Source organism: Streptomyces sp. NPDC059787, from assembly GCF_042732315.1.
Lineage (GTDB): Bacteria > Actinomycetota > Actinomycetes > Streptomycetales > Streptomycetaceae > Streptomyces > Streptomyces atrovirens.
In genome coordinates this window covers 137,779-148,451 of sequence record NZ_JBHWHX010000012.1, presented here as the reverse complement: position 1 = coordinate 148,451, position 10,673 = coordinate 137,779, and the positions used below count along the sequence as shown (strand labels likewise).

Sequence of the window (10,673 nt, the reverse complement as noted above, 5' to 3'; positions counted from 1 at the left end):
CGCCGTTCACGGACGTCAGCCGCTTCCGCTGCCGTACGGGGCGTACAGGTCGAGCAGCCGGACCCGGGTGGCGTGCAGCCGCTGGGCGACCACCCGGCCGACCCACACGGCGATCATGCGGCCGAACTCGGGGTCCTCGTCGCACAGCGCCCGTACGGCCTCCGCGTCGAACTCCCAGGCCCGCACCGGGCTCGTGGTCCCGGCGCCCAGGTGCCACATGCGCGGCTGGTAGTGCCAGGACCAGCCGATCAGCTCGCCGTGGCCCAGCGACTCGATCACGGCCGCGCGGTGACCGGGGACCTGGAGGTCGAGGGCGACGGTTCCGGTCCGGACGATCCAGAACCGGTCGGCGCGCCGTCCTTCCTCGAACAGGCGTACCCCGGCCGGGAAGGAGACCTCGCGGGCGTGCCGCATCAGTCCTTCGCGGTACGCGGCCGGGAGACCCGCGCTCAGAGTGGTGGTGGAAGTCATCGCCCGTCTCCTTCCGTGCCCGCCGCCACAGCGGAACGGCGGCTTCGGTGCCCCTGATGTCAGCGTGGGCCCGGCCGGCGGGAGACGCCACGGGCCGCCCGGCCCCGTCCGAGGGACCTTCGGCCCAACCGGCGGGCGGGGCGGGCCCGTCACCCGGCCGGACGGCCCTCCGGCGGCGTGTCGCCGGTCCGCCCGGTCCGCTCGGAACCGGGGGCGGACGGCGGCAGCGTCTCGCCCTGGATGATCCGGGGGGCCGCGGGCGCCTCCTCCGCCTTGTCCTGCTCCTTCATCGCGCGCGCCTCGGCCTTGAGGATGCGGGCCGACTTGCCCGCCGAGCGGGTGAGTTCCGGGAGCTTCTTGGCGGCGAGGACGGCTATGACGACGATGAGGATGACGGCCAGCTCGCTCAGTCCGAACATGGGTGCACTGCTCCTTCTCCGTGGCACGGGCGGCCCGGGCAGAATCTACATCACTGTAGAGAAGAGTGGGGGTGGCGTACGGACTCCGGGGGCGTCTATACGATGTCTGCCCGGCGAACAGGCGGCGGCGGAAGGGAGGCGGGGCGTGGCGGAACAGCGGGAGGGTTCCCGGCGTCGGGGACAGGGCGAGCTGGAGGCGCTGGTCCTGGCGGCGCTGCGGGAGGCGGACGGCCCGGCGACAGCCGGCTGGGTGCAGGAACGCCTGGGCGGCGGCCTCGCCTATACGACCGTCATCACCATCCTGACCAGGCTGCTGGCCAAGGGCGTGGTCACCCGGGAGCGTACGGGCCGGTCCTTCGCCTGGACGCCCGCCTCCGACCAGGCGGGCCTGGCCGCCCACCGGATGCGCCGGGTGCTGGACGCCGAGAGCGACCGGGAGGCGGTGCTGGCCAGCTTCGTCACCGGCCTCGGACCGGACGACGAACGCCTCCTGCGGGAGCTGCTGGGCCAGCCGGGGGACGAAGGGGAAGACTGAGGCCGCCATGGGGGTGTTCGTCCTACTGCCGCTGGTGCTGCCCCTGACGGCGTGGCCCATCGCGCGCCTCGCCGAGCAGCATCTGCACCCGCGCACGGCGACCCGGCTGCTGACCGGGGTGGCCGCGGTGATGGCGGTGTGCAGCACGGTGTGCCTGGGACTGCTGATGGTGGTGGGCACCGCCCAGCTTCCCGGGAACCCGCTCCCCGACGGCTGGTCGGACCCCGAGGTGCGCGCGGCGGTGCCGTACGACGAGGTGGCCGGCAAGGTGGCGATCCCCGCCCTGTGCGCGGTGCTGGCGGCGTGCGGGCGGACGCTGTGGCGGCACGGCCGGGTGCGCCGCCGCGCCCACCGGGCGCTGGCCGGGCTGCGGGGGACGGAGGTGGCGGTCCTGCCGGACGACGTGCCCTACGCCTACGCGCTGCCGGGCGGCCGACGGGACCGTGTCGTGGTGACCACGGCGCTGCTGGAGCACCTGGAACCGGCCGAGCGCCGGGCGCTGTTCGCCCACGAACGGGCCCACCTCGCCGCCCGCCACCACCGCTTCCTGCTCGCCGTCCGGCTGGCCGCGCGCGCCAACCCCTTCCTTCGGCCGCTGCGCACGGCGGTGGCGTACACGACGGAGCGGTGGGCGGACGAGGACGCGGCGCGGACGGTCGGCAGCCGCCGCACCGTGGCCCGGGCGATCGGCAAGGCGGCCCTGGTGTCGCGCGGCACCCCGGTGGCCACGCTGGCGGGCCTCGCGGCGGCGGGCCCGGTGCCGCGCCGGGTGGCGGCCCTGCTCGGGCCCGCTCCGGCGGCGCGCCGCCTGCCGTCGCTGTTCACGCTGGTCGGCCTGGCGGTGTGGGGCGCCGCTGCGGGGACCGCCGCCTCCGCGATGTCGTCCGCGAACTCCGCCGTGACGATGGTCCTCATCCTGTACGCGGCCACGCCCCTGTGACCCCGCGGCGGGCCGGCCGCCGCGGGGCCGGGGCCGCTCAGAGGTCGAACTCGTGCGGCGGCAGGTCGAGGGCGTAGCACGCCTCGCGGACCACGGCCCGCTCGTCCTTGTCGAAGTCGCCGTCGGCACCGCCGATGACGATGCCGATCTGGACGACCGCCCGCGCCTCGGCGGGCTTCTTCTTCGCCTTGGCGATCTCCTGCAGGACGCTCACCTTGCCGAAGGCGAAGTCGGCGGTCAGCTTGCCGATGTTGTCCTCGAAGCGGCGGCGCAGGTCGTCGGCGGGGAAGTTCTGCAGCACCTCGTTGGCGGCGATGAGCTGGGCCACGCGCTGCCGCTCGGACGGATCGACGGTGCCGTCGGCGGCTGCCACCAGGGCGCACATCGCCATGCTCGCGTCGCGGAAGGCGCCGCTCTTCAGATCGTTCTTCTTGGCCGTCAGCTGGGTCTGCATCTGGGATGCGGACTCCTTGAGGCGGTCCCACAGGGCCATGAGTACTCCGTACGGGTCGGGAGGCGCCCGGACCGAAGTGCACCGGGCGCCGTAACTTCTACAGTAATGTAGAAGTCACTCCTCCTCTTCCTCGCCCTCGAAGAAGTCCCCGATCTCGTCCACGACCTCCGCCGCGACCATGCCCCCGACCACGCCGACCGCCAGACCGGCGGCGCCCGCGGCGACGGCGGTGCCCATGCCCGGGCCGGAGCGGTGGTGGTCGTCGTGGGAGCCGTGCGGGACGTGCGGGTCGTAGGAGCCGTGGGACGCCCGCCGCTCGACCAGCTCACGCATCCAGCCGTCGACCTCGGCGGTCCAGTCCCGGGAGTCGTGGAGGCCGACGGTGAACCTGGTCAGCGCGTCGTGGCCGCCGGAGAAGAGGCCGCCGCGCCTGTCGGCCTCCAGGACGACCTCCATGCCGCCCGGACCGGCCAGGAAGGTCACCTCGACCTCGTTCACCCGGTCCGCGTACCGCGCGGACGGGACGATCTCGATCTCCTGGTAGAAGGGCAGCCGCTGCCCCGTGCCGCCGATGCGCCCGTACTCCAGGTCGGCCGACCCGAAGCCGAAGCCGAGCGCGCCGAACGCCTCCAGGATCGCCTCCTGCACGGGCAGCGGGCCGACGGTCAGCGGGTCCAGGTCCCCCTTGTCCTTCGCCCCCGCCACCGACAGCTCGGTGCGCACGCCGAGCACGATGCCCAGCGGCTGTCCGTACAGCTCGGTGACCGGGGTCTCCCAGGGCAGCGGCACGCTGAACGGCACGTCGCGCTCCTCGCCCTCGGTGAGCCGGAAGCCGCCGCCGACCGTGAACCGGTCGAAGGCGACGGCACCCTCGCTCTCGCCCTCCTCGTGCTCGGCCTCGACCCGCGCCACCAGCTCCAGCGTGATGGCCTCGATGTCGAAACCGGCCTGTCCGCCCTTGAGGCGGACCTGGCCGGTGAGCGCGCCGCCGGGCCGGACCGGACCGGGGTCGAGCACCGTGTCGACGGTGGGGCCGCCCACGCCGAGCGAGCCGAGCAGTCGTTTGAACACCATGGTGGCGTCCACTCCTTAAATGTGCGTGTGTTCCGTGAAGGGGGTGCCGCCCACGGGGCGGCCCGCGATATAACTTCTACAAGCGAGTAGAAGCATAGGGGATCGATCCGAGGGGACTTTGCGTTTCCTTTACAGTTGGCGCGGGGGCAGGACATCCTGCTTCCACCCGTGTCGTCCCGCGCGTCCGGGAACACTGGCACAGCCGGAATCGTTATGTACTCGCACACCCACAGAAGGAGCACGTACTTGTCCGCCAGACCGACGGACCCCCCGGGGCACAGTCCCGGACCATCCCGCCAGGCACCCCCTGAGCACGGCACACGGCGGGATGGTGTTCGATGAGTGCCGCGAACGCTCTCCTGGGCCTGCTGGCCGTCTTCGTCCTGACCGCCGGCACCGGATACTTCGTCGCCCAGGAGTTCGCCTACGTCTCCGCCGACCGCCTCGCCCTGGCGCGCGAGGCCGAGTCCGGGGACCGCAAGGCCGCCCGCGCCCTGACGGTGCTGGAGCGGCTGTCCTTCATGCTGTCGGGCGCACAGCTCGGCATCACCGTGACCGGACTGGTCGTCGGCTTCATCGCCGAGCCCTCGGTGTCCGCCCTGCTCCGGCCCGCCCTGTCGGGCCTGGGCCTTCCCGACGCGGCCGTGAGCGGCATCGCGGTCGTGCTGGCCTTCGTGCTGGCCACGGTCGTACAGATGGTGCTGGGCGAGCTGGCCCCGAAGAACCTGGCCATCGCCGTGCCGGAACGGCTGGCGAAGGCACTGGCCGGTTCCACGCTGGCCTATCTGAAGGTCGTCGGCCCCCTCGTGCGCGTCTTCGACGGCGCGGCGAACAGGCTGCTGCACCGGGTCGGCATCGAACCGGTGGAGGAGCTGCACCACGGCGCCACCCTGGAGGAGCTGGGCCACCTGATCGGTGAGTCCCACGAGCAGGGCGCGCTGCCCGAGGACACCGCCGCGCTGCTCGACCACGCCCTGGAGTTCTCCGACCGGACGCTGGACGAGGTGATGGTGCCCCGCGTGGACGCCGTCTTCGTACGGGAGGACGCCACCGCCGCCGAGGCGGTCGACCTCATCGCCAAGTACGGCCACTCCAACTACCCCGTGCTCGGCGACCACCCCGACGACGTCGGCGGCGTCCTCGGCGTGGCCGAGCTGATGCGCCTGCCCGCGGACCGGCTGACGGACACCACGGCCGGCGCCCTCGCCCGGCGCCCGCTGCTGCTGCCGGACACCCTCCCGCTGCCCGACGCCGTGACCCAGATGAGGGAACGGGGCGACGAGTTCGCGGTCGTCCTGGACGAACACGGCGGCGTGGCCGGCATCGTCACCTACGAGGACATCGCCGAGGAACTCGTCGGCGACATCGCGGACGAGACCGACACCGTCACCCAGGTCGCCGTCGCGGACGGCGACGGCTGGCTGGTGGACGCGGGCCGGCGGCTGGACGAGGTGGCCGAGGCCACCGGCGTCGCACTGCCCGAGGAGGAGGACTACGACACCGTGGCCGGCCTGGTCGTCGACCGGCTCGGCCGCTTCCCCGCCATCGGGGACCGGCTCACGGTCGAGCTGCCCGACGGCACCGCCGCCGTGATCGACGTACGCACCCTCGACCGGCACGTACCCGACCGGGTACGGATCCGGCGGCAGGACCACAGGACGACGGAGGAGCAGGCATGAGTTTCCCGATGGCGCTCTTCGTCACCGTGCTGCTGCTGATCGGCAGCGGATTCTTCGTGGCCGCCGAGTTCGCGCTGGTCGCCGCCAAGCGGCACCGCATGGAGAAGGCCGCGGCCGAGGGCCGGTCGGGCGCCAAGGCCGCCCTGGCCGGTATGCGCGAGCTGTCCCTGATGCTGGCCGGGGCCCAGCTCGGCATCACCGTGTGCACCCTGGGCCTGGGCTCGGTGTCCAAGCCCGCGATCTCCCACGAGCTCGACCCGCTGCTGCACAAGCTGGGCCTGCCGAGCGCGCTCAGCTACGGCGTCGCCTTCGCCGTCGCCATGATCGTGGTCGTGTTCCTGCACATGGTGGTCGGCGAGATGGCCCCCAAGTCGTGGGCCATCGCCCACCCCGAGCGGTCCGCGATGCTGCTGTCGCCGCCCTTCCGGGCCGTGGTGAAGGCCGTACGACCGCTGATCTCGGTGCTGAACAGGATGAGCAACGCCCTTGTACGGCTGTGCCGGGTCACCCCGCGCGACGAGCTGGCCTCCGTCCACAACCGGGAGCAGCTCACCCATCTGGTGGCGGAGTCCGAGCGGCTCGGCCTGATCAGTGAGACGGACTCGGAGCTGCTGACGCGCTCGCTGACCGAACCCCAGACCCCGGTACGGGAGCTGCAGGTACCGGCGTCCGAGATCGTCTCGGTGGACGGCGGCGCCGGCGTCGACGAGATCCTGCGCGTCGCCGCGGAGCGCGACCGCACCCGGCTCCTGGTCCGCGAGCACGGCACGGTCCTCGGCGCGGTGCACGCCCGGGACGCCGTGGTGGCCCGCGCCCGGGGACGGGCGGCCGGCGCCCGTGCCCTGGCCCGCCCGGTGCCCGAGCTGACGGACGACGCCACGGTCGCCGACGCGATCGACCTGCTGCGCCGCCGCCGGGCCTCGCTGGCCGTGGTCCGCGACGGCTCCGGGCTGCTCACCGGCATGGTGAGCCTGGACGACCTGCTGGCCCGCTTCCTGCAGCCACAGGCGGCATAAGGCCCACCACGGGCCGGTCCCGGCTCCGGGTCACCCCTCCATCCGGCGGCGTCGCTCGTTGTGCCAGGCGATGGCCCGCCGGATGTCCGGCTCGTGCAGCCCGGTCCGGCAGGCCAGCTCCACCATGGTGAGCACCGGCGGACCGGACGTCAGCACCCGGGTGATCTTCGCCGCCCACAGCTCCTCCTCCACGAAGGGGCGGCTCCGGTACGCCTCGCGGAGCACGTCGAGATGCGCCTCGCAGCAGGCGGTCACCCGGCGCAGACCGTCGGACCAGGTGTCGGTGGGGTGGGCGGAGGAGGAGTCCGGAACGTGTCCGCCCACCTCCTCACCGGCCGGGAAGGTCCTCCCGCAGAGGTCGCACAGCTCCAGCGGAAGGGTCTCGGAACGCCGTGCGTGCTTCCCGCGTCTCCACATCAAAGCTCCCGATCAAAGCTCCCGGTGGCCGGATGCGGCCAGCGTACTGCGGGACACCGGTACCCGGCCCGGCGGGCGGCACGACGTTTGCGCCGGGCACCGCACGGAACCCGTCACCCTCCCTGACAGCGTGCTGCGTGGCCCCGTCGAGCGGGCGCGCACCGGCGGAACGGAAGGCCGATGGCCGGCATGAAGGTTTCCGATCACATCCTTCAGCGCTTGCGCGAGTGGGAGGTGGACCACGTCTTCGCCTACGCGGGCGACGGCATCAACGGTCTCCTGGCGGCGTGGGGACGAGCCGACGACCATCCGAGGTTCGTCCAGTCCCGGCACGAGGAGATGTCCGCGTTCCAGGCCGTCGGCTACGCGAAGTTCTCCGGCAAAGCCGGTGTCTGCGCGGCGACTTCGGGACCCGGCGCCATCCACCTGCTCAACGGCCTCTACGACGCGAAGCTCGACCACGTCCCCGTCGTCGCGCTGGTCGGGCAGACCAACCGCAGCGCCATGGGCGGCTCGTACCAGCAGGAGATCGACCTGCAGAACCTGTACAAGGACGTCGCCTCCGACTTCTGCGAGACGGCGATGGTGCCCGAGCAGCTCCCGAACCTCATCGACCGCGCCTTCCGCACCGCCTACGCGCGGCGCACGGTCACCGCGGTCATCATCCCCGCCGACGTGCAGGAACTGGACTACAGCCCGCCGACGCACGCCTTCAAGATGGTGCCGTCCAGCATGGGGATCGGCCGGTACGCGCCCGTGCCCGCCGACGCCGACATCGAGCGGGCCGCCGAGGTCCTCAACGCCGGTGAGAAGGTCGCCGTCCTCATCGGCCAGGGCGCCCGCGGCGCCCGCGCCGAAGTGGAGGAGCTGGCGGACGTCCTCGGCGCGGGCGTCGCCAAGGCCCTGCTCGGCAAGGACGTGCTCCCCGACGACCTGCCCTACGTCACCGGAGCCATCGGCCTGCTCGGCACCCGGCCCTCCTACGAGCTGATGCAGGACTGCGACACCCTGCTGATGATCGGCTCCAGCTTCCCGTACACGCAGTTCATGCCGGAGCTGGACCAGGCGAGGGGCGTACAGATCGACATCGACCCGCACATGATCGGCATGCGGTACCCCTTCGAGGTGAACCTCGTCGGCGACGCGGCCGAGACGCTGCGCCGCCTCCTGCCGCAGCTGAAGCGGAAGAAGAAGCGGTCCTGGCGCGAGAAGATCGAGAAGGACGTCGCCCGCTGGTGGGAGGTCATGCAGCGGCGCGCCGCCGTGGACGCCGACCCGATCAACCCGGAGTACGTGGTGCACGCCCTCGACGGCAGGCTCCCCGACGACGCGATCGTCACGGCCGACTCCGGCTCCGCCGCCAACTGGTACGCCCGCCACCTGCGGATGCGCGGACGGATGCGCGGCTCCCTCTCGGGCACCCTCGCGACCATGGGACCCGGTGTCCCGTACGCCATCGGCGCGAAGTTCGCTCACCCGGAACGCCCCGCCATCGCCCTCGTCGGCGACGGCGCCATGCAGATGAACGGCATGATGGAGATGGTCACGGCCGCCAAGTACTGGCGGAACTGGTCCGATCCGCGGCTGATCGTGGCCGTCCTCAACAACCGCGACCTGAACCAGGTCACCTGGGAGATGCGGGCGATGTCCGGGGCACCGCAGTTCGAGGAGTCGCAGGCCATCCCCGACCTGCCCTACGCCGAGATCGCACAGCGGATCGGGCTGGAGGGCGTCCGCGTGGAGAAGCCGGAGCAGGTCGAGGCGGCCTGGGACCGGGCGCTGACGGCCGACCGGCCCTTCGTCATCGACTTCCGCACCGACCCCGCCGTGCCGCCGATCCCGCCGCACGCGGAGCTGGACCAGATCGAGGCCGCGGCCTTCGCCGTGCTCAAGGGCGACAGCGACCGCGCCTCCATGGTGAAGCAGGGCTTCAAGGCCAAGGTGCAGGAGATGCTGCCGGGCACCCGGCACCGCGGCGGCCGTCCCGGCGCCGGAGCCGACGACAGCGCCGGCAGGTGAGCCGGCCGACCGGACGGCAGGGGAGCGTACCGCCAGAGTGAACGACGCGAGTGAAGACGGGGGACGGGCCGGCGAGGGGCCCTGGGCGCTGCGCGACTACGCGCTGATCGCCGACGGCGAGCGCGGCGCGCTGGTCGACCCCCGTGGATCGATCGTGTGGATGTGCGCGCCCGCCTGGCACGACGGCGCCGTGTTCGCCGCGCTCCTCGGCGGGCCGGGCCCCTACCGGGTGTCTCCCGGCGACCCCTGGAACGTGCGCGCCCGCCTGGCACGACGGCGCCGTGTTCGCCGCGCTCCTCGGCGGCACCTACCGGGTGTCCCCCGGCGACCCCTGGAACGTGTGGGGCGGCTACTACGAGGACGGCACCCTCATCCGGGTCAGCCGCTGGATCGTGGGGGACGCCGTCGTCTCCTGCCGCGAGGCCCTCGCCGCCCCCGCCGGCACGGGACGCCTGGTGCTGCTGCGGCAGGTCCGCCATACGGGACCTCCTGCCTCGGCCGGGCACGGGTGCCCCCGGCGGGCGCGGCCGACACGGTCACCGGGGGGCGAGGGTGAGCGCGCCGTCCGGGTCGAGGGCGATGTCCACGCCGCTGACCCGGTCGAGGGTCTCCCGCAGCCAGGCCCGTTCGTCCTCCGCGGCGGGCTCCAGCCGCATCCGCCGCGCTCTCAGCGGCACCATGCGCAGCCCGGACGGGCGCCCGCCGTCCGGGGGCACCGACAGCAGCCAGGCGAGCCGCAGGTCGTCGCGGTACTCCTCGTAGCCGGTGATGCCCTCGTAGTCGTCGACGAAGTCGCCGCAGCCGTGGATGATCACCCGGCCGCGGTACATCTCGACCGGGCGGGGGTGGTGCGAGGAGTGGCCGTGGATGACGTCCACACCCCCGTCGACCAGCGTGTGGGCGAAGCCGACATGGCTCCGCGGAACATGGTGGCCCCAGTTCGAACCCCAGTGCACGGACACCACCGCGACGTCCCCCGGACGCTTCGCCTGCCGCACCCGCCGGACGACCGCCTCCGCCGCGGCGGCCGACGGCTCCGCGAGGAACGCCACCCCGGACTGCTCCGCCGTCGCCGCCCAGCTCGGCGGGATGCCGCTGGACATCGTCCCCAGGGCGAACACCAGCACCCGGCCGCCCTCGACGGGGACCACCGCCGGCGCGTACGCCTCGTCGGCGTCCCGTCCCGCGCCCGCCGTCCTCAGGCCCGCGCCGTGGAGCACGTCCAGCGTCTCCCGGAGCCCGGGGCGGCCGAAGTCGAGCACATGGTTGTTGGACAGGACGCACACGTCGGGCCGCGCGACCTCCACGGCGGGCACGTTGGCCGGGTCCATCCGGTAGTGGACGGCCTTCCCGGGCGCGAACGCGTCGCTCCGCGTGACGGAGGTCTCCAGATTGACGATCCGCACGTCCGGGGCGGCCCCACCGAGTACCTCCAGCGCCCGGCCCCACGGCCACGAGAACGGGACCGGCCGGGGAACCGGGCCGCTCACCGCCTCCGCCAGCTCCACATAGCCGCGCGCGTCCCGGACGAAGTCCTCCCGCAGCGCGGGATCGCCCGGGTGCGGGAGGATCTGGTCGATCCCGCGCCCGAGCATCACGTCCCCGCACAGGAACAGCGTCACCGTCCCGGCGTCCATGTCTCCACGGTA

Annotated in this window: 12 protein-coding genes; 6 read left to right on the top strand and 6 right to left on the bottom strand. The window is 73.1% G+C overall.

The features are described 5' to 3' along the window. Positions 1-15: 15 nt before the first annotated feature. On the bottom strand, positions 16-471 hold the full coding sequence (locus tag ACFV5H_RS14405) for a Crp/Fnr family transcriptional regulator (RefSeq protein ID WP_385048753.1): 456 nt from the start codon (positions 469-471) through the stop codon (positions 16-18). A gap of 149 nt (positions 472-620) precedes the next feature. Further along, the gene (locus ACFV5H_RS14400) at positions 621-890 is read right to left on the bottom strand and encodes a twin-arginine translocase TatA/TatE family subunit (RefSeq protein ID WP_385048750.1); all 270 of its coding nucleotides are present in this window, start codon (positions 888-890) and stop codon (positions 621-623) included. Between the two features lie 145 nt (positions 891-1,035). Between ACFV5H_RS14400 and ACFV5H_RS14395 the strand changes: the two genes are divergently transcribed. Continuing rightward, positions 1,036-1,425 carry a BlaI/MecI/CopY family transcriptional regulator gene (locus ACFV5H_RS14395; protein WP_385048747.1) on the top strand — a complete coding sequence of 130 codons (390 nt, stop codon included), beginning with the start codon at positions 1,036-1,038 and terminating at the stop codon, positions 1,423-1,425. 7 nt (positions 1,426-1,432) lie between these two features. Then, positions 1,433-2,365 carry a M56 family metallopeptidase gene (locus ACFV5H_RS14390; protein WP_385048744.1) on the top strand — a complete coding sequence of 311 codons (933 nt, stop codon included), beginning with the start codon at positions 1,433-1,435 and terminating at the stop codon, positions 2,363-2,365. A gap of 37 nt (positions 2,366-2,402) precedes the next feature. Here ACFV5H_RS14390 and ACFV5H_RS14385 read toward each other — a convergent pair whose 3' ends face one another. Together ACFV5H_RS14385 and ACFV5H_RS14380 are read right to left on the bottom strand one after the other, a co-directional pair. Beyond that, on the bottom strand, positions 2,403-2,858 hold the full coding sequence (locus ACFV5H_RS14385) for a tellurite resistance TerB family protein (protein WP_385048741.1): 456 nt from the start codon (positions 2,856-2,858) through the stop codon (positions 2,403-2,405). 75 nt (positions 2,859-2,933) lie between these two features. After that, complete coding sequence (locus tag ACFV5H_RS14380) at positions 2,934-3,893, bottom strand: sporulation protein (RefSeq protein ID WP_385048738.1); 960 nt, start codon at positions 3,891-3,893, stop codon at positions 2,934-2,936. A gap of 338 nt (positions 3,894-4,231) precedes the next feature. On the opposite strand from ACFV5H_RS14380, the gene ACFV5H_RS14375 reads away from it, so the two are divergent. Beyond that, positions 4,232-5,572 (top strand): hemolysin family protein, encoded by a 1,341-nt coding sequence (locus tag ACFV5H_RS14375; RefSeq protein WP_385048735.1) that lies wholly within the window; start codon positions 4,232-4,234, stop codon positions 5,570-5,572. Continuing rightward, positions 5,569-6,588 (top strand): hemolysin family protein, encoded by a 1,020-nt coding sequence (locus ACFV5H_RS14370; protein WP_385048732.1) that lies wholly within the window; start codon positions 5,569-5,571, stop codon positions 6,586-6,588. Before ACFV5H_RS14375 ends, ACFV5H_RS14370 begins: the two co-directional genes overlap by 4 nt. 30 nt (positions 6,589-6,618) lie before the next feature. On the opposite strand, the gene ACFV5H_RS14365 is transcribed toward ACFV5H_RS14370, so the two are convergent. After that, a complete protein-coding gene (locus tag ACFV5H_RS14365; RefSeq protein WP_385048729.1) occupies positions 6,619-7,005 on the bottom strand; it encodes a hypothetical protein in 387 nt (128 codons plus the stop codon). Between the two features lie 189 nt (positions 7,006-7,194). Between ACFV5H_RS14365 and ACFV5H_RS14360 the strand changes: the two genes are divergently transcribed. Together ACFV5H_RS14360 and ACFV5H_RS14355 are read left to right on the top strand one after the other, a co-directional pair. Further along, positions 7,195-9,024 carry a thiamine pyrophosphate-requiring protein gene (locus ACFV5H_RS14360; protein ID WP_385048727.1) on the top strand — a complete coding sequence of 610 codons (1,830 nt, stop codon included), beginning with the start codon at positions 7,195-7,197 and terminating at the stop codon, positions 9,022-9,024. A 37-nt stretch (positions 9,025-9,061) separates the two neighbouring features. Further along, positions 9,062-9,580 (top strand): trehalase-like domain-containing protein, encoded by a 519-nt coding sequence (locus ACFV5H_RS14355; RefSeq protein ID WP_385194847.1) that lies wholly within the window; start codon positions 9,062-9,064, stop codon positions 9,578-9,580. Here the strand turns inward: ACFV5H_RS14355 and ACFV5H_RS14350 are convergent. Beyond that, positions 9,561-10,661, bottom strand: a complete 1,101-nt coding sequence (locus ACFV5H_RS14350) for a CapA family protein (protein WP_385048721.1) — start codon at positions 10,659-10,661, stop codon at positions 9,561-9,563. The genes ACFV5H_RS14355 and ACFV5H_RS14350 overlap by 20 nt on opposite strands. Positions 10,662-10,673 lie beyond the last annotated feature (12 nt).